The sequence below is a fragment of the Paraburkholderia sp. GAS33 genome (assembly GCF_050436645.1).
In the GTDB taxonomy this organism is placed as follows: domain Bacteria; phylum Pseudomonadota; class Gammaproteobacteria; order Burkholderiales; family Burkholderiaceae; genus Paraburkholderia; species Paraburkholderia phenazinium_B.
The window spans coordinates 311,262-329,786 of sequence record NZ_JBNDMP010000009.1 but is presented as its reverse complement, the minus strand read 5'-3'; the positions used below and the strand labels follow the sequence as shown (position 1 = coordinate 329,786).

Genomic DNA, 18,525 nt, shown 5'->3' with positions numbered 1-18,525 from the left:
ACTGTATGACCCAATGTTGCCCCGAGATGGTTCGCAATCCTGCCTTTGATGCGCCGCATGTCGGCGATCCGCTCGACGTTGCTTTCGATGCGGGCGTCAACCTGGCCTTCGCAATTGCAGCGCCCACCGTACCGCCGCGCCTCACGGAACACTCGCGCCGCATGGCCCAGCGCATTTATCGGGTGGCCGAGCGGGTGTATTGCGCGGTCGGTTACGCGATTGCCAATATCATCTTCGTGGTAGGCGACGATGGGATCGTAGTGGTCGATGCAACCGAAGCGGTATCGGCGGCGAAGCGCATCTACGAAGACTTTTGCGCAATCGATCCGCGGCACGCTACGCTGCCCGTGAAGGCCGTCGTCTACACCCACAACCACACGGACCATACCGGTGGCGTTCGCGCGTTTGTCGACGAAGCGGCACTCGAAGCGGGGCGAGTGGAAATCATCGCGCATCGCACGCTGATGGACACGGTGATCAACAACGCGAATCTGGTGGCGCCGATTCTCGCCACGCGTTCAGCTTACAGCTTTGGCACGCTGCTGCCCGCTGGCGCGACCGGCAAGGTCAACGCGGGGATCGGTCCGGTGCTGATCGCCGAACCGGCAAGCTTCTTCGCACCGACGCGCGTCTTCGACGAGCGGCTCGACATCGTGCTGGCCGGCGTGCGTTTCGAGTTTCGCTATGCGCCGTCGGAAGCGGACGATGAAATCGTGATGTGGCTGCCCGAACTCGGCGTGCTGCTCTCTGCTGAAGTGATCCAGGGCGAGTGTCTGGCAAACGTGCATACGTTGCGCGGCACACGCTACCGTGACCCCGTGCGCTGGTATCAGACCATCGACATGATGCGCAGTTTCGGCGCTGCGCACATGGTGCCGGCGCATGGTCGTCCGGTTTCGGGCACGGCAGCCGTCGACGATGTATTGACCGTGTATCGCGACGCGATCCAGTTCATCCACGATCAGACGATTCGTCACATGAACTTCGGCATGACGCCCGATGAACTTGCCGAAGCGATTCCTGCGTTGCCACCGCATCTTGCGCGGCATGCATGGCTCGGCGAGTACTACGGCACGGTCAAACATTCGGTGCGCCAGGTTTACTCGGGGCAACTAGGCTGGTTCGACGGCGATCCGGCTTCCCTCGACCCGTTGCCGCGCAGCGAGCGCACGCGCCGCATGATCGCGATGATGGGCGGTGCAGAGCAGGTGCGCGCCGCCGCGCGAATTGCGCTCGGCGACAGAGACTGGCGCTGGGCCGCGGAACTGGTGACGCTGCTGGTCCGCCTCGACGTGGACGACGCCGATGCCCGCAGCATCAAGGCTACGGCCTTGCGTGAACTGGGCTACCTCACGGTGAACACCAACTGGCGCAACTGGTATCTGAGCGCAGCGCGTGAACTGGAGCGTGCGTATGAGGCGTTGCCATTTGCCGGCAGCGCGAGCCTTGCCTCGAGTGACGTGTTGCGGGCACAACCGCTACGCAATGTATTCCAGCGTTTGAGTGTCTGCATCGATCCCGCCCGCTGTGCCGACCTGCACGTCACGCTCGTATTCCGAATGACCGATCGCAAGGAGAGCTACGCGCTGGAGTTGCGGCGCGGCATCTTGCAGGTGCATGAGCAGGCACCTGCAGCGGTCCAGTTGCAGCTCGCGCTCGATACGAAGACCTTGTATGACCTGCTTCGCGATATCGCCACACGCTTGCCGGCTGGACTGGAAAGCGGAACGGTTGCGCTCGAGCATGGCACGCGCGAGCAATTGAGCGCATTCTTCAATAGCTTCGATCAGCCGGCGCGGCGTATGCCGGCGCTCGCCGGCCGCTAGCCGCCAGCGCGGCGAAGTGGGCACAAGGAGGAATCTGGGAGATGGAAAAGATCTGGCTGAAGTCATATCCGCCTGGCGTGCCGGCGGAGATCGACGCCACGCAATACGGTTCCGTGGCGGATCTGCTCGAACGCAGCTTTCGCGAGTATGCGGATGCCTGCGCGTTTATCTGCATGGGACGCAAGCTGACCTACGCGGAACTGGACCGGCAATCGCGCCACCTTGCCGCCTGGTTTCAGGCGCAGGGGCTTGCGCGCGGCACACGGATCGCCGTGATGTTGCCGAACCTGTTGCAGTATCCCGTGACGATGGCGGCGATTCTGCGTGCCGGCTGTGTCGTTGTTAACGTGAATCCGCTTTATACGGCGCGTGAGCTCGAATATCAGTTGAACGATAGTGGAGCGGAGGCGATCGTGATTCTCGATACGTTTGCCGCCACGTTGCAGGCCGTGCAGGCACACACTGCGGTGCGGCACGTAGTCGTGACCTCGGTTGCGGAGATGATGGGAGCATCGCTGTCTGTCGCAGGCGAACCAGGTGCCGATGACGACGCGACGCGCTTGCATTCTCAGTCGCACTCCCGAGTCAGCCTGAGCGACGCAATCGCTCACGGCACGGAGTCGGGTTTCACACCCGTGCAGATCGTGGCGGACGAGGTAGCGGTCCTGCAATACACCGGCGGCACGACGGGCGTGTCGAAGGGCGCGACGCTACTGCACCGCAATCTGGTGGCGAACGTGGTGCAGTCCGAGGTGTGGCGTGAACCGATCTACCGCGATCGCACCGACATCGGCCAGTACATCACCGTTGTCGCGTTGCCGCTGTATCACATCTTCGGCCTCACCATCTGCGCGTTGTTGACGATGCGCTGCGGCGGCATGGGCATCCTGATACCGAATCCACGCGACATCTCCGGCATGATCGAGACGTTGCGCGGCTACGCGATCAATTCGTTTCCCGGCGTAAACACGATGTATAACGCGCTGCTCAACGACCCGGCATTCTCAACGCTCGATTTCTCGAAGCTCGTGCAGTCCACAGGCGGTGGTATGGCCGTGCAGCAAGCAGTCGCGCAACGCTGGCAGGCAGCGACGGGCGTGCCTATCGTCGAAGGATATGGCTTGTCCGAAACCTCGCCGTGCGCAACTACCAATCCGCCCACCGCGACCGCGTTTAACGGCACGGTCGGCTTGCCGCTGCCGTCGACCGAGGTGTCGATCCGCGACGACGCCGGCAACGAAGTGCCGCTCGGCCAGCCCGGTGAAATCTGCATTCGCGGTCCGCAGGTGATGGCCGGCTACTGGAACCGGCCTGACGAAACAGCGCGCGCGATGACGGCGGATGGCTTCTTCAAATCGGGTGACGTCGGGCTGATGAACGAAGCCGGTTTCGTGAAGATCGTCGATCGCAAGAAGGACATGATTCTGGTGTCGGGGTTTAATGTCTATCCGAACGAGATCGAGGACGTCGTGGCGAAGCACCCGGGTGTGTTCGAAGTCGTCGCGGTAGGCGTGCCGGACGAGCACACCGGCGAGGCGGTCAAGCTGTTTGTCGTCAAGCGCGATCCCTCGCTCAGCGAAACGGACATTTTCAGTTTCTGCAAGGAGCAGCTAACCGGCTACAAGCGGCCCAAGATCATCGAGTTTCGGACCGAACTGCCGAAGACAAATGTCGGCAAGATCCTGCGCCGGGCCTTGCGTGATGAGGCTCAAAAGAAGGGGTAAAAGCACTGCGGCCGGGGTCGTGGCGAAGCAGCACAAGGCACGCCGCCACACTGCGCCGCTCTCAGCAGCATCGCGCGATTCCGGGTACATTTACGTCCTCGACATCAAGCAACAGGAGTACACGATGCGCCTTCTTCACACCATGCTCCGCGTGGGCAATCTGGACCGTTCGATCAAGTTCTACACCGAATTGCTCGGCATGAAATTGCTGCGCCGCCACGATTATCCGGAGGGCAAGTTCACGCTGGCGTTCGTCGGCTATGAGGATGAGAGCGTTGCCACCGCCATCGAACTCACCCACAACTGGGACACGGAATCGTATGACCTGGGCGACGCGTTCGGTCACCTCGCAGTCGAGGTCGATGACGCATACGCAGCCTGCGACAAGATCAAGGCACAAGGCGGCACGGTGGTGCGCGAAGCGGGTCCGATGAAACACGGCACGACCGTGATCGCGTTCGTGACCGATCCGGACGGCTACAAGATCGAGTTCATTCAGAAGAAGAAATAAGCTTTGCGTGAGCCGCGCGCAGCGGAGTGAATTGCGCGAACCGGTGGCTACCACAGATAGGAACGATGAGCGACTCGAATCCCTTCTTTGATGAGATCCAGGCTGTGAACGCCGAGGTTCAGGCCTGGTACGCCGGCACAGCCGGGCCCGGTGCGCTGGACCACTTGATGGCGCACTTCTCTCCGCAATTTTCGATGATTTTGCCGAACGGTGCGACGCTGGACTGGCCGACACTGCGCGAGATTTTCGAGGAGCATGCTGGACAGCGGCCGAACTTCGCAATCGAGATTACGGAAAGTGCGTTCATCGCCCGGTATCCATCCGGCGCAGTGGTGACGTACATCGAACGGCAGTCCGACGGCGAGCACAACCGCAACGTGCGGCGCTCGACGGCGGTGCTGGAAATCGACGCGCACGGCAAGGTGCAGTGGCGGCATCTGCAGGAAACGTTCTGCGCGGAGTGAGTGAGCGCCTTGTGGACAGCGAGGTCGCATCACCTTTAAAGCGTCGGCAACAACTCGGGTGGATGATGCTTGAGCGTCTGCCGCGCTTCGCGGAACTCCGGGAAAATCGATTCCACCGTCTCCCAGAAGCGCGGGCTGTGGTTCATCTCACGCAAATGGGCGAGTTCGTGTGCTACCACGTAGTCGATGATCGACAACGGGAAGTGAATCAGCCGCCAGTTGAGGCGGATCTTGCCGTCGCTCGAACAGCTGCCCCAACGCGTCGCCGCTGACGAAAGTGCGTAGGCGCGATAATTTACCCCCAGCTTTTCTGCGTAGATCGCGAGCCGCTCGCCGAACAGGCGCTTGGCTTCGCCTTGCAGCCAGCCTTGCACGCGGTCCTTGATCTGCTGCGGGTCGGCCTGCAACGGCAGTGGCAGCGCAAGCGCCGCCTGTGTCGCATCGAAGGCGAGCGTGCCCTGCGGCGCACCGAGCATCACGCGCACCGGCTGACCCAGATACGGCACCTGGGCGCCGTCTTTCCAGTCGACCTGCGGCAGCGCGCGCTGCTCGACACGGGTTTGCCATTCGATCAGCTTCGAGAAAATCCAGCGCTGCTTTTCGGTGATGGCGGTTTCGATGTCGGCCAGCGTGACCCAACGTGGTGCGGTGATCATCAGACCGCTGCTGTCGATTGCAAAACCGATCGAGCGTCGCGATGAGCGTTTGAGCTGGTAATGAAGCGTCTGCGCGCCCAGTGTCAGGCTGCGCAGTTTCGTGCCGTCGGGCGCGCGCGGCGTGTCCGGCTTCTGCGACGAAGGCGGCGTGGACGGCGGGAGGGCCGGCTCTGCAAAGAGCGGCAGATCGAGTTGCCGGCTATCGAGCGCCGCAGCGGGCTGCGGCGTAGGAGACTTCTGCATCGGTTTCGGCTTCGGGCAATACGCCCCGGCGCAAATACGCCTTCGAGGGCGTGGGCGCGTCAGAATTGTGCGGCGGCGGAAGTGCTGTCCGCAGCACCGTACGCGGCGGGATCGATGCGACGCATCTCAGCTTCGATCCACGTTTCGACGCGCGTGTTCACTTCATCGGGCGTGAGCCCCTTCGTGTCGATCGGTTTGCCGATCGACACTGTGACTATACCCGCATATTTGAGAAACGAGTTGCGTGGCCACACACGTCCGGCGTTGTGAGCAATCGGCACGACCGGCGCACCGGTCGCCACCGCGAAACGTGCACCGCCGGTTTTGTATTTGCCTTGCGTTCCGGTGCGCGTGCGTGTGCCCTCCGGAAACATGATGACCCACGCGCCTTCGTCCATGCGCGTCTTGCCCTGCTTGATGACCGACTCGAACGCGTATTTGCCGTCCTTGCGGTTGATATGCACCATCTTCAGCAGGCCGAGCGCCCACCCAAAAAACGGTACATAGAGAAGCTCGCGTTTGAAGACGTAGCACAGCGGACGCGGCATCAATGCCGGGAACGCCACGGTCTCCCATGCAGACTGATGCTTCGATAGCAGCACGGCCGGACCGTCAGGCAGATTCTCGAAGCCTTCGATGCGGTAGTCGATGCCGTTCAGGCGGCGCACCACAGCGAGCGTCGAGCTGCACCAGCCGGCCGCCATCCAGTAGCGGCGCTCGGCGCGCATGAACGGGAACGCGATGAAGCAGGCAATCGCGTACGGGATCGTGTAGACCACGAGGAAGATCAGCAGCAGCAGAGAACGGAGGAAGCGCATCGGCGGGGGAGTCAGTATTAGGGACGCGCTCGGTTCGCGTCAGGCTTGTTCTGTGGCAAGAAAGTCTAGCGCGAAGGCGCGCAGATCGTCATGAACCTTGGTGCCTTCGGGAAGGCCGCCCGCGTCGAGCGTCTGGCGTCCCTTGCCGGTCAGCACCAGATGCGTCTGGAAACCGAGTGCGGCGCCCGCCTGCAGGTCGCGCAACGAATCGCCGACGACTGGCGTTACCTTGGGATCGGCTTCGAACCGTTCGGCGATCGTCTTCAGCATGCCGGGCTTCGGCTTACGGCACTCGCAGTGGTCCCCTGCCGTGTGCGGGCAGAAGAATACTGCGTCGATGCGTCCGCCGACCGCTGCTGCCATGCGGTGCATTTTCAGATGCATCGCGTTGAGCGCGTTCATGTCGAACAGCCCGCGCCCGATGCCTGACTGGTTCGTTGCGATCGCGACGCGATAACCGGCCTGGTTGAGCCGGGCAATCGCTTCGAGACTGCCGGGCAGCGCGACCCACTCGTCCGGCGACTTGATGAACGCGTCCGAATCGACGTTGATCACGCCATCGCGGTCGAGGACAACGACTTTTTTAGGGTTGGTCGGCATAGCGCGGGCGCCTGGTTGCGCAGCTTGTTTGTCGGTTGTTCAGCGATTGTCCGGCGATCAGGCTGCGAGTCTGGAAATGTCAGCGACGCAATTCATCTGCTGATGCAGTGCGCCGAGCAAGGCCAGACGGTTAGCCCGCAACGCTGGGTCTTCAGCGTTGACCATCACGTCGTTGAAGAAAGTGTCGACCGGTTCGCGCAACGCAGCAAGCGCTGTCAGCGCACCCGTGTAATCATGTGCCGCCAGTTGCGACTGGACGCGCGGCGCCACTTGTTCGAGCTGCGCGTACAAGGCTTTTTCCGCCGCTTCCTGCAGCAGATTAACTTGCACACCGCCCGCCGGCGCGCCGTCCGACTTCTTCAGGATATTCGAAATACGCTTGTTTGCCGCGGCGAGCGACGCTGCTTCGTTGAGAGCAGAGAACTCGCGCACTGCATCGAGACGCGCGACGATGTCATCGAGGCGCGTCGGGTTCAGCGCCAGCACGGCGTCGATTTCACCGGCGGAGTAGCCACGCTCGCGCAGCAGGCCGCGCAGACGGTCCATGCAGAAATCGTAGATGGCCTGGGTCGAATCGGCGACGTTCGGCACGGCGGCGAACTGCGCGTAGGTGGTGCGCAGCAGTTCGACGAGGTCGATCGGCAACTGCTTTTCGACGAGGATCCGCAGCACGCCGAGCGCATGACGGCGCAGTGCGAACGGGTCTTTCTCGCCGGTCGGTTGCAGACCGATGCCCCAGATGCCTACCAGCGTTTCGAGCTTGTCTGCCAGCGCGACGACCGTGCCGGTTGCCGTGGCCGGCAACGCGTCGCCGGAGAAGCGCGGCTGATAGTGTTCCGAGCAGGCCAGCGCGACTTCTTCCGGCTCGCCGTCGTGGCGCGCGTAGTACGTTCCCATCGTGCCTTGCAGCTCGGGGAATTCGCCGACCATGTCAGTGATCAGGTCGGCCTTGGCGAGCAAGGCGGCACGCCTGGCGAGCGCGACATCCGCACCGATCAATGTGGCGATTGCACCAGCCAGCGCTTCGACGCGTTCGACGCGTTGCAGCGCTGAGCCGAGCTTGTTGTGATACACGACGTTGGCGAGCAGCGGCACACGGTCGGCGAGCGGTTTCTTCTTGTCCTGCTCGAAGAAGAACTTCGCATCGGCCAGACGCGGACGTACCACGCGCTCATTGCCTTCGATGATGTCGCCCGGCGTCGCGGTTTCGATGTTCGAAACAATCAGGAAGCGCGAGCGCAGCTTGCCGTTGGCATCGGTCAGCGCGAAGTATTTCTGGTTCGTCTGCATGGTCAGGATCAGACATTCCTGCGGCACTTGCAGGAACTCGTCCTCGAAACGGCAGGTGTACACCACCGGCCATTCGACCAGCGAGGTCACTTCGTCGAGCAACGCTTCAGGCATCACGACCTGATCTCCCTCGGCTTGTGCGAGCAGGTGCGTGCGGATGGTTTCCTTGCGATCCGCGAAGCTCGCGACCACGTGGCCCTTGTGACGCAGCGTCTCGGCGTACGTGTCGGCGTGCTGGATCTGCACGAAGCCTTCGGACAGGAAGCGATGGCCGAGCGTGGTGTCGTCGGAGTCGATGCCGAGTGCTGTAACCGGCACGACCTGTTCGCCGTGCAGGGCGGTGAGCCGCTGCGCGGGGCGCACGAACTGGATGTTGGTGCCGTCCGGACGCTGGTATGTCATCACTTTGGGAATCGGCAGCTTCGAGACGGTCAGCGTTTCATCCAATGCAGCTTGCAGGCCTTCGGCGAGCGTCGCGCCGGGGGCGGTATAGCGCAGGAAGAACGCTTCGGCCTTGCCGTCCGATGCACGCTCGAGATCGCTCACCGAGAAATCGGCGAAGCCTAGCGCGGCGAGTTTCTTGGCGAGCGGCGCGGTCGGCTGGCCGTCTTTATCGAGCGCAACAGACACCGGCAGCACTTTTTCCCTCACGTGCTTTTCCGGCGCAACGTCGCGAACATTCCTGATCGTGACGGCGAGACGGCGCGGCGTGGCATAGCGTTCGAACGACAGTTCGCCTTCGATCAGGTCGCGCGCGGCGAGGCGTTGAGCGATCCCTTCGGCGAAGGCGTCACCGAGACGCGCGAGCGCCTTGGGCGGCAATTCCTCAGTCAGCAGTTCGACGAGGAGGGTGGCGTGTTGGGGATGAGTCATCTGTTGGTATTCTCGTCAGTCCGCGTCGATCTTGCGTTCGACTTTGAGCGGCGGCGCCCAGGCGGGCATCGCGGCGTCCTGTTCGTCAGTCGTGAGGCCGGGCACACCGTGCACCGGATTGCCGAGCATCGGGAAGCCGAGCTTCTCGCGCGATTCGTAATAAGCCTGCGCCACCTGGCGCGACAGGTTACGAATGCGGCCGATATACGCCGCCCGCTCGGTCACCGAGATCGCGCCGCGCGCGTCGAGCAGGTTGAACGTGTGGCCGGCCTTCAGCACGAGTTCGTACGCCGGCAGTGCGAGCGGCACTTCCATCATGCGCTTCGCTTCCGCCTCGTAGCTGTTGAAGAACGTGAACAGGAGATCGGTGTTCGCGTATTCGAAGTTGTAGGTGGACTGCTCGACTTCGTTCTGGTGATACACGTCGCCGTAGGAGAGGCGCCGCATCTCCGGGCCGTTCGGGCCTTGCTCTTCCCACTCGGTCCACACCAGGTCGTAGACGTTCTCGACCTTCTGCAGATACATGGCAAGGCGTTCGAGCCCGTAGGTGATTTCGCCGAGGACCGGCTTGCAGTCCAGACCGCCCACTTGCTGGAAGTAGGTGAACTGGGTGACTTCCATGCCGTTCAGCCAGACTTCCCAGCCGAGACCCCACGCGCCGAGCGTCGGGTTTTCCCAGTCGTCTTCCACGAAGCGCACGTCGTTCTGCTTCAGATCGAAACCGAGCGCTTCGAGCGAGCCGAGGTACAGATCGAGGATATTTTCCGGCGCCGGCTTCAACACCACCTGGTACTGATAGTAGTGCTGCAGACGGTTCGGGTTCTCGCCGTAGCGGCCGTCCTTCGGACGGCGCGACGGCTGCACGTAGGCCGCGCGCCACGGTTCCGGGCCGACCGCGCGCAGGAACGTGTGGACGTGGGAGGTGCCCGCGCCGACTTCCATATCGATCGGCTGGAGCAGCGCGCAACCCTGCTTGTCCCAGTAGGATTGCAGCGTCAGGATGATTTGCTGAAACGTGAGCATGAAGTGCCTTTCGGGCATGGAGGCCGCGCCGCTGGCGCCGGGGCGCGCGAGGCGGCCGTGGAGCAAAGTGCTAAACGGTAGATTTTAACGGAAAGGGCGGGGGGTGAGGGTTTTTGGGGGTGGGCGTCCGGGGGCGGCAGTGATTGCTGCGAGAGGCGAGGGCTGACCGGCGTTGATGTGCGGACTCTCCTACGCAATCTCAGAACGGCCTGATAGCAAGCCAAATCGGCATTCGATATCTTTCTAAAACATTTAGAAAACCTTACTTTTTCTTTGAGGTGAGATATTGAAGACTACTGGCGGTACCCGCGGGTGGACTGCGTCTGGGTCATTGGGTTGCGTGAAATCAGGCATCAGTCGGGGTCTGGCCGGCGGTTGCATTGTGGCGTGCGTGCTGCTGTTTTCTTCGCTATCCCATGCCGATGACATTACGTACGGCTACGACGCGTTGGGTCGTCTGGTATCCGTGACGGTCTCAGGAAATACGGCGTACTACGATTACGACGCGGCGGGCAATATCACGGTAGCCATTCTCATGGTGGGATGATGCCGCACGGTCATAACGCGGGTCCGAATTTTGACCGGGACGAAAGGCCGCCACTTTGTCCGATCCCTTAAGATTTGCTACCGGATTAGTGAGGTGGGGTTGAATTTTGTGATCGGTCGTGACAACGTTGCCGCGACCGATCGCAATTCCTGGTGAAATGGAGTGCGCTAACTCCGTCGGCGAATGGGGCTACATGACGAGCGAAGCTATTGACTTTGGGTGGGGCGAGGTAGGCAACTCTATCTTGTTGAAGAATGTATTCGGCTACTGGCCTGCCTTCCACGATGCGCATGTTCTGTCTATCAAGATGGAGCATGGAAAACGTGCCACCGGAGCCGTCGATCTTACGATCGAGTTGCGTCACTGGGGGCAAGATGACCCAAACTGGATCGCACGGGGACCAGACTGCACGGTCACGCTGACTCTCTTCGACATAAAAATTGCCGACATATCGATGGATGCCTTCGTTCAAGATAACTGGGTATGCGACGTTTGTTTCACGAGGACAGACGACAACCTCCTTCTCTTCGAACTTGATCCCAATAGCGGTGTAAGTATTTTTCTTGCGTGCGTATCTGCCGAGATTACTCGTATAGCGCCATATCGGGCACCCGTTGTTTCGGCTACGACGTAGCATCCGTCCCGGCAAACTGGCTAGGAACATTGCATTACCGATGCATTACTACCGGGGTCGGTATTACAGTCCGGCGACCGGCAGGTTTATCAGTGAGGATCCGATTGGCTGGGCGAGTGGTCAGACGAACGCGTATGCTTATGTGGGTGGGAACCCGGTGCAGTTCGCGGACCCGTTTGGCGAGTCTAAACTCATGCCCATTACGGGTGGGCCGCGGGGTGGCTTTATCGTTCATCCTCCGCAAGGATGTGAATGTCAGTCAGAGCGTGTTCGCGATTTATCTCAATACCGCCGTGTCCACTGTGCGGAAATGGGAGCAAGGCGATAAGAATCTAAGCGGAATCGCAGCGCGTATGCTCCAGCTTGTGCAAAAGAACGGGCTTGAGATTTTCGGTTGATCTCTTGGGAGTGTAAGTAACAAAGGGCCGCAAATTTGCGGCGCTTTGTCTAGCCGCAACCAGGTTTCTCCGTAACCGGGTTGCGGAAGCAAGCAGTCGCCTCGATCATCCCTTTCCGCAGTCAACGCAGCATGACACGCGACAGAGCAGTCATTAATATAGCATTACTAATTAATGGTGTGATTTATGAGGTCGTGTAAATTCACCCCTTGTGCTTGGCCAAAACTCCGACCGTATCCAGGCAAAAAAATGGCGCCCTTTAAACCAGAGCGCCACCTTCTCTAGCCACCTCCGTTCCTTCGCCGTATCCCCGGCCCAAACGCAAACCCAAACGCCAGCAAAAAGAGCGAAACCGCCAGCACAGTATTATTTCCACTCGCCACATACGGCGTATTCCCCGACGTCCCTTGCACGGTCACATCAATCGACCCAACTGTAAAAGGCGTCAGCCGCGCGACCACGTTCCCGTGCGCATCGATCGCAGCGGTCATTCCAGTGTTAGTAGCCCGCAACATCGGCCGCCCCGTCTCCAGCGAGCGCATCCGTGCAATTTGCAGATGCTGATCCAGCGCGATCGTGTCACCAAACCAGGCAAGGTTAGTAGAGTTAACCAACACTCCAGCCGGCGTATCGCTCTCCCGAATCGACCTCGCGATCTCCTCGCCAAAAATATCCTCGTAGCAGATATCAACCGAAACCGGCTGGTTATGCACCATGAACGGCTTCTGCACCGGCGCCCCGCGCGAGAAATCGCCAAGCGGAATATTCATCAGGTTCACAAACCAGCGGAAACCCCACGGCGCGAATTCGCCGAACGGCACCAGATGATGTTTGTCGTAGCGGTACAACTCGTGCGAGCCCGGCGTGATGCCGAACGTACTGTTCGTGTAGTCGACAAGTCGTCCTTCCGGCGTGATGGTGCCGCCAATCGCCCCGAACAGGATCGACGTGCCGGTCGAATCGACGAAGTTGCGAACCGCGGTAGCAAACGGCACCGGCAATTCCTGGATCAGCACCGGAATCGCCGTCTCCGGCGTCACGACCAGGTCCGCCGGCTTTGCGGTAATCATCTGCTGATATTCGTTGATGGCGGCAACCATGCCGGCCTGCTCGAATTTCATCTCCTGCTTCACGTTGCCTTGCAGCAGCCGCACTTTAAGCGGCGCGTTAGCCGGCACCGTCCACGTGGCCAACGGCAGCAGCATGCCTGCGACGAGCAACGCTACGGCGACAACAGCGGCAGGCGCAACCCGAGCCACGCGCGTCGCGCTCTTACGCAACTCTGCAGGCTCACGCACACGCACCACCGCCTGCACGATCAACGCAGCAACCAGCGCCAACATCCAGCCCACGCCGTACACACCCGCCACTGGTGCAAATCCTGCAAGCGGCCCGTCGACCTGCGGATAGCCGCTGGCGAGCCAAGGAAACCCCGTGAACACATAGCCGCGCAACCACTCGCTGACCGCCAACGCACTGGCGAATGCAAACGCGCCATGCCAAGTAGGAGAAAACGGTTTGTCGTCGAGCGTGCCGTTTTGCGCATGCCCAGCGCAAAACGACCACACCCCCGCAGCCAGAGCCGGATACACCGCGAGATACAGCGAAAACAGCACCAGCGCCGCTGCGGCCAGCGGCGGCGACATCCCGCCGTAGTCGTGCATGCTGACGTACAGCCACCACACGCCCGTGACGAAGTTGCCGAAGCCAAACGCACCGCCCGTCAACGCAGCGCTTTTCCATCCCGTGGTCCGCGTGAGCCACGCGAAGAAAAACGCGAAGATCGCCACTTCGAGCCAGCCGCCGTGCGGCGTCGGCGCGAATGAGAGCGTGTTCGCGGCACCGGCCACGAGTGCGACGAGGTAGTGCCACCGCGGCAACGTCCGGCCCGGCGCTTGCGCCGCCGTGGACGTCACGCCACGGCGCAGACGGGAAGTAATCGGGTCGGCCATTATTGCGCGGTCGTTTTTAGGAAGAAAGAGATCAGGTCTGCACGTGCTGCGCGTCGCGCTCGCGCTGGCCGGCGAGCGGATCGCGGCGTACCAGCAGCATGTGAATCTGCCGCGCGTCGCCGCGCAGGATCTCGAAGATCAGGTCGTCGATGCGCACCTTCTCGCCGCGATGCGGCACGCGCCCGAAGTGATGCGTGACGAGCCCGCCGATCGTGTCGACTTCGTCGTCGGAGTAGTGCGTGTTGAACGCTTCGTTGAACTGCTCGATTTCTGTCAGCGCACGCACGCGGTAGCGGCCGTCCGGCGAGGCGATGATGTTGCCGCTTTCCTCGTCGAAATCGTATTCGTCCTCGATGTCGCCGACGATCTGCTCCAGCACGTCTTCAATTGTGATGAGGCCCGCGACGCCGCCGTATTCATCGACGACGATCGCAATGTGATTGTGGTTCACGCGGAAGTCATGCAGCAGCACGTTCAGGCGCTTGGACTCCGGAATGAACACGGCGGGGCGCAGCATGCCGCGCACGTCGAACTCTTCTTCCGCGTAGTAGCGCAGCAGGTCTTTGGCGAGCAGCACGCCGATGATGTTGTCGCGGTTGCCTTCGAAGACCGGATAGCGCGAGTGCGCTTTTTCCAGCAGGAAAGGAATGAATTCCGCCGGTGTTTCCGCAATGTTGATCGCGTCCATCTGGGCGCGCGGAATCATGATGTCGCGCGCGCAGAGTTCGGAGACCTGGAAAACGCCCTCGATCATCGACAGCGAATCTGCGTCGATCAGGTTGCGCTCGTGCGCGTCCTGCAGGATTTCCAGAAGTTCGCCGCGGGATTCGGGCTCGGGCGAGATGAAGTCGGTCAGACGCTCAAGCAGGGAGCGTTTTTCCTGTGGTTTGTCGCTAGTTCGGTGTCGACTGGGATACGTGTCGTTCATGGTGGTGCGCCCGGCAAGACTGGGCGCGCTGTTGCAGAGCGTTAAGGATACACCACGCACATGGCAGGACCGTGTCCCGGCGGCCTCGCCAGGGGACAACGGGGCGCACCGCATGCGCAGGGCCTGGTTCAATGCTAACGGATAACGCCGCTCAAAGGGCAGTGGAGCAAAAATCCGTGACGCAAGCTCAGTGTAAGGCCAATTGGAGGTTCAGACGTTCCGGGCCACGACCCCAGGGCTCGCGGTGAGGTGCGCGCGATCCAGGTGAACGGCCGTTCGCGACCGTTCGGCAATTCAGCCGCCGTCGCTCTGCGCTTCGCGGCAACGGGCCAGCAGCGCTTCCAGAGCGCGGTCCGGCATGCCGCTCTCGCGCAGCGCGGTGACCGTGCGGCTGACGTAGTCAAGCGTTGTGCCGTAGCGCCCGCAGGCGCAGCCGAACACGGTCTGCACGACCTCGTCGGCCAGTTTGCCGGTGTAGGACGGCACGTCGCGGCGCATCACGAAGGCGAGCGCCTCGACGCGCCGGCCGTCGGCGAGATTGCACGGCAACCAGGCGGGCCGGTACGAACCCATCGCCATTTCCCGCCGCCAGAGCGCTTCCAGATGCGGCATCGCGCCCTCGGCGGCCAGCCGGAAGGCAATGCCGGTGCACGAGCCGCCTCGGTCGAGTGCCAGCACGAGGCCCGGTTGTTCCGGCGTACCGCGGTTCACCCGTGACCACAGGTACAGGCCGCGGTGATAGCCGTGTACCTTGGAGCGCGTCGCTTCGACCGTCGGCATGCCCGGATTCCAGATCAGCGAGCCATAGCCGAACAGCCACAGATCGCTTTTCCGGTCCCAGTCGCGCAGCGTGCAGTCGAGTGAGGCGCGCAATTCCTCGTCCGTCAGCAGACGCGATTCGCCCAGCTCGGGCGGATAGCCGGGGCAGGGCGGTCGGTCGTCGGGTACGGGGTAGGGGGCGCTCACGGGAATGGCCTATGGGCCTGGTGCGGTTTTGGGTCTATTGATAGGGATCGCGGAAGCCGAGCGCGGCGAGGATCTCGGTCTCGATCGCCTCCATTTCCTGCGCTTCTTCCTCGACCTCGTGATCGTAGCCCTGCGCGTGCAGTGTGCCGTGCACCAAAAGGTGCGCATAGTGCTCGGCCAGCGTCTTGCCCTGTTCGGCGGCTTCCTTCTCGACCACCGGACAGCACAGGATCAGATCGCCTGTCACCGGATCGTCTTCCGATTCGGCGTAAGCGAAGGTAAGCACATTGGTCGAGTAGTCCTTGCCGCGATAGGTGCGGTTCAGCGTGCGGCCCTCTTCGGCATCGACGAAGCGCACGGTCAGTTCCGCGTCGGCGAAGAGAGCCGCCTTCACCCAGCCGGCGACCGTCGCACGCGGCAGAATCGCCTTGTGCTCCGGCCAGGCCTTGGCGGCGGGGAATTGCACGTTCAACGTCAGTTTCGGGGTGCGGCTCATGCGTCTGGGCTTTATTGCGTGCTTAACGGGTGAAGGCGGCGTTCAATACGTGACGGCATGGCCGGTTCAACGTGCGTCGGCGGGATTGGCGTTTTTCTGCGAGTGCGCGTCGTAAGCCTCCACGATGCGCGCCACCAGCGGATGCCGCACCACGTCAGCACTGGTAAAGCGCGTCATGGCAATCCCGCGCACGTCCGACAACACCTGCTGTGCCTCGATCAGACCGCTCTTGTGGCCGCGCGGCAAGTCGACCTGGGTCGTGTCGCCCGTGACCACAGCCTTCGAGCCGAAGCCGATCCGCGTCAGGAACATTTTCATCTGTTCGGGCGTGGTGTTCTGCGCCTCGTCGAGGATGATAAACGCGTGATTCAGCGTGCGGCCACGCATGTAGGCGAGCGGCGCGATTTCGATCATCTGCCGCTCGAACATCTTGGCGGTTTTGTCGAAGCCGAGCAGATCGTACAGCGCGTCGTACAGCGGACGCAGATACGGGTCGACCTTCTGCGCAAGATCGCCCGGCAGGAAGCCCAGGCGCTCGCCCGCTTCCACTGCCGGACGCGTCAGCACAATGCGCTTGACCTGGTCACGTTCCAGCGCATCCACCGCGCAGGCCACCGCCAGATACGTCTTGCCCGTGCCGGCCGGCCCGATGCCGAAGGTCACGTCGTGCGCGATGATCTGCTTCAGATATTCACGTTGCGCCGGGGTACGGCCGCGCAGATCGGCACGCCGCGTGTACAGCTTCGGGCCGAGCGCTTCGAGGTCTTCTTCGCCGGTATCGGCCGGTTCGTCGAACGGATGATCCGGGTCGTGGCGAAAGCGCGCGTCCGGGCCCTCGCCACCGTTGGCGCCGTTGCTGCTTTTGCGCGGCGGATGACGTGCTTCGACCAGCGCAAGCTGGATATCGTCCACGGACAGCGGATCGCGCGCGTTGTTGTAGAAATTTTCGAGGGCGGTGAGCGCGAGCTTCGCGCCCCGGCCGCGGATCGAGATACGGTGACCGCGGCGTTGCAGCGTGACGTCGAGCGCCTGCTCGATCTGCCGCAGATTTTCGTCGAGCGGTCCGCAGAGGTTGGCGAGCCGCGCGTTATCTTCGCGCGGTGCGGTGAATTCCAGATGCTGCTGAGAGGTCTTCAAGGCGTTGGATCGATCCTGTCGGTAGTCAGTACGCTTAATGGGTGGTTGTGGGCGCGTCGTCGTGAACCAGTACGAGCTCGCCACGTAGCGAATGTGGGTACGCTTGTACGATTTTCACGTCCACCATCTGGCCAGTCAGCCGCGCGTGCGATGCCAACGGCGCCGGGAAATTCACCACGCGGTTGTTTTCGGTGCGGCCGGCGAGTTCGTTCGGGTCTTTGCGCGCCGGGCGTTCGACCAGAATACGCTCGACCTTGCCCACCATCGACTCGCTGATGCGCGCGACGTTTTCCTCGATCGTCGCCTGCAAATGTTGCAGCCGTTTGAGCTTCACTTCGCGCGGCGTCTCGTCGTGCAGGTTCGCCGCCGGCGTGCCGGGGCGTGGGCTGTAGATAAACGAGAAGCTGGTGTCGTACTTCATCTCGTGAATCAGCGTCATCATCTTGTCGAAATCTTCCTCGGTCTCGCCGGGGAAGCCGACGATCATATCGGTAGAGAGCGACAGGTCCGGGCGGATCGCACGCAGCTTGCGGATCACCGATTTGTATTCGAGCACGGTGTAGCCGCGCTTCATGGCCATCAGGATGCGGTCCGAGCCGTGCTGCACCGGCAGATGCAGATGGCTCACCAGCTTCGGCACCTTGGCGTACGTATCGATCAGGCGCTGCGTGAATTCCTTCGGATGCGACGTGGTGTAACGGATGCGCTCGATGCCGGGGATGTCCGCGACGTATTCGATCAGCGTCGCGAAGTCTGCAATCTCCGATGAGCCGATGGTCAGTGCGCCGCGATAGGCGTTCACGTTCTGGCCGAGCAGCGTAACCTCGCGCACGCCCTGATCGGCGAGACCGGCGATTTCGGTCAGCACGTCGTCGAGCGGACGCGACACTTCTTCACCGCGCGTGTACGGCACGACGCAGTAGCTGCAGTACTTGCTGCAGCCTTCCATGATCGAGACGAAGGCGCTTGGGCCGTCGACACGGGCCGGCGGCAGATGGTCGAACTTTTCGATTTCCGGGAACGAGATATCAACCTGGGCTCGACCGCTTTCGCGGCGCTTGTCGATCATCTGCGGCAGACGGTGCAGGGTCTGCGGGCCGAACACCAGATCCACATACGGGGCGCGGGTAATGATCGACGCGCCTTCCTGACTCGCCACGCAGCCGCCCACGCCGATGATCAGGTTCGGATTCGCTTCCTTCAGCTCGCGCGCGCGGCCGAGTTCGGAGAAGACCTTTTCCTGCGCTTTTTCGCGCACCGAGCAGGTGTTGAAGAGAATGATGTCCGCGTCTTCCGGGGTGTCGGTCTTGACGAGGCCTTCAGCCGCACCGAGTACGTCGACCATTTTGTCGGAGTCGTACTCGTTCATCTGGCAGCCGTGGGTCTTTACATAAACTTTCTTGGTCATCGAGTTTCGCCGGTCGCAGTGGTTTATCTGG

The 18,525-nt window shown here is 61.8% G+C and carries 17 protein-coding genes and 2 pseudogenes; 8 read left to right on the top strand and 11 right to left on the bottom strand.

All coding sequences use genetic code 11. The annotated features are described in order from the left end of the window. The first annotated feature begins 5 nt into the window (after window positions 1-5). The 4 genes from P3T24_RS26555 to P3T24_RS26540 all read left to right on the top strand — a co-directional run bounded on the left by P3T24_RS26555 (window position 6) and on the right by P3T24_RS26540 (window position 4,525). The gene (locus tag P3T24_RS26555) at window positions 6-1,826 is read left to right on the top strand and encodes an alkyl sulfatase dimerization domain-containing protein (protein WP_429439328.1); all 1,821 of its coding nucleotides are present in this window, start codon (window positions 6-8) and stop codon (window positions 1,824-1,826) included. Window positions 1,827-1,867: 41 nt separating this feature from the next. Next, window positions 1,868-3,550: a long-chain-fatty-acid--CoA ligase gene (locus P3T24_RS26550; RefSeq protein ID WP_429439325.1), complete on the top strand. Its 1,683-nt coding sequence runs from the start codon at window positions 1,868-1,870 to the stop codon at window positions 3,548-3,550. A 124-nt stretch (window positions 3,551-3,674) separates the two neighbouring features. Continuing rightward, window positions 3,675-4,061, top strand: a complete 387-nt coding sequence (gene gloA, locus P3T24_RS26545) for a lactoylglutathione lyase (RefSeq protein WP_074263391.1) — start codon at window positions 3,675-3,677, stop codon at window positions 4,059-4,061. Window positions 4,062-4,126: 65 nt separating this feature from the next. Further along, window positions 4,127-4,525 carry a hypothetical protein gene (locus P3T24_RS26540; RefSeq protein ID WP_429439323.1) on the top strand — a complete coding sequence of 133 codons (399 nt, stop codon included), beginning with the start codon at window positions 4,127-4,129 and terminating at the stop codon, window positions 4,523-4,525. Window positions 4,526-4,560: 35 nt separating this feature from the next. Here P3T24_RS26540 and P3T24_RS26535 read toward each other — a convergent pair whose 3' ends face one another. The 5 genes from P3T24_RS26535 to glyQ are packed head-to-tail and all read right to left on the bottom strand — an operon-like array spanning window position 4,561 to window position 10,028. Continuing rightward, window positions 4,561-5,424 carry a M48 family metallopeptidase gene (locus tag P3T24_RS26535; protein WP_429407167.1) on the bottom strand — a complete coding sequence of 288 codons (864 nt, stop codon included), beginning with the start codon at window positions 5,422-5,424 and terminating at the stop codon, window positions 4,561-4,563. A 59-nt stretch (window positions 5,425-5,483) separates the two neighbouring features. Continuing rightward, window positions 5,484-6,242: a lysophospholipid acyltransferase family protein gene (locus tag P3T24_RS26530; protein ID WP_429439320.1), complete on the bottom strand. Its 759-nt coding sequence runs from the start codon at window positions 6,240-6,242 to the stop codon at window positions 5,484-5,486. A gap of 39 nt (window positions 6,243-6,281) precedes the next feature. Next, a complete protein-coding gene (gene gmhB, locus P3T24_RS26525; RefSeq protein WP_074263395.1) occupies window positions 6,282-6,842 on the bottom strand; it encodes a D-glycero-beta-D-manno-heptose 1,7-bisphosphate 7-phosphatase in 561 nt (186 codons plus the stop codon). Between the two features lie 57 nt (window positions 6,843-6,899). After that, complete coding sequence (gene glyS / locus P3T24_RS26520; protein WP_429439318.1) at window positions 6,900-9,005, bottom strand: glycine--tRNA ligase subunit beta; 2,106 nt, start codon at window positions 9,003-9,005, stop codon at window positions 6,900-6,902. Between the two features lie 15 nt (window positions 9,006-9,020). Beyond that, window positions 9,021-10,028 carry a glycine--tRNA ligase subunit alpha gene (gene glyQ / locus P3T24_RS26515; RefSeq protein ID WP_074263397.1) on the bottom strand — a complete coding sequence of 336 codons (1,008 nt, stop codon included), beginning with the start codon at window positions 10,026-10,028 and terminating at the stop codon, window positions 9,021-9,023. Between the two features lie 340 nt (window positions 10,029-10,368). Between glyQ and P3T24_RS26510 the strand changes: the two genes are divergently transcribed. From P3T24_RS26510 to P3T24_RS26495, 4 genes and pseudogenes are all read left to right on the top strand, one after another. After that, window positions 10,369-10,575, top strand: coding sequence for a hypothetical protein (locus tag P3T24_RS26510; RefSeq protein WP_429439315.1), 207 nt, complete (start codon window positions 10,369-10,371; stop codon window positions 10,573-10,575). 193 nt (window positions 10,576-10,768) lie between these two features. Next, window positions 10,769-11,209 carry an Imm50 family immunity protein gene (locus tag P3T24_RS26505; RefSeq protein ID WP_429439313.1) on the top strand — a complete coding sequence of 147 codons (441 nt, stop codon included), beginning with the start codon at window positions 10,769-10,771 and terminating at the stop codon, window positions 11,207-11,209. 40 nt (window positions 11,210-11,249) lie between these two features. Then, window positions 11,250-11,378 (top strand): annotated as a pseudogene (locus P3T24_RS26500) (RHS repeat-associated core domain-containing protein); the annotation flags it as partial. A gap of 67 nt (window positions 11,379-11,445) precedes the next feature. Then, window positions 11,446-11,607, top strand: a pseudogene (locus P3T24_RS26495) (helix-turn-helix domain-containing protein); the annotation flags it as partial. Window positions 11,608-11,888: 281 nt separating this feature from the next. On the opposite strand, the gene lnt reads toward P3T24_RS26495, so the two are convergent. The 6 genes from lnt to miaB all read right to left on the bottom strand — a co-directional run bounded on the left by lnt (window position 11,889) and on the right by miaB (window position 18,494). Then, window positions 11,889-13,559: an apolipoprotein N-acyltransferase gene (gene lnt / locus P3T24_RS26490; protein WP_429439310.1), complete on the bottom strand. Its 1,671-nt coding sequence runs from the start codon at window positions 13,557-13,559 to the stop codon at window positions 11,889-11,891. 31 nt (window positions 13,560-13,590) lie between these two features. Further along, window positions 13,591-14,487, bottom strand: a complete 897-nt coding sequence (locus P3T24_RS26485) for an HlyC/CorC family transporter (protein WP_074263399.1) — start codon at window positions 14,485-14,487, stop codon at window positions 13,591-13,593. Window positions 14,488-14,781: 294 nt separating this feature from the next. Beyond that, window positions 14,782-15,453, bottom strand: coding sequence for a gamma-glutamylcyclotransferase (locus P3T24_RS26480; protein WP_429439308.1), 672 nt, complete (start codon window positions 15,451-15,453; stop codon window positions 14,782-14,784). Between the two features lie 34 nt (window positions 15,454-15,487). Then, window positions 15,488-15,949, bottom strand: coding sequence for an rRNA maturation RNase YbeY (ybeY, locus tag P3T24_RS26475; protein WP_429439305.1), 462 nt, complete (start codon window positions 15,947-15,949; stop codon window positions 15,488-15,490). A gap of 66 nt (window positions 15,950-16,015) precedes the next feature. Further along, a complete protein-coding gene (locus P3T24_RS26470; protein WP_074263402.1) occupies window positions 16,016-17,086 on the bottom strand; it encodes a PhoH family protein in 1,071 nt (356 codons plus the stop codon). 34 nt (window positions 17,087-17,120) lie between these two features. Then, entirely contained in the window at window positions 17,121-18,494 is a 1,374-nt protein-coding gene (gene miaB, locus P3T24_RS26465; protein ID WP_429439302.1) for a tRNA (N6-isopentenyl adenosine(37)-C2)-methylthiotransferase MiaB, read from the bottom strand. Window positions 18,495-18,525: the final 31 nt, after the last annotated feature.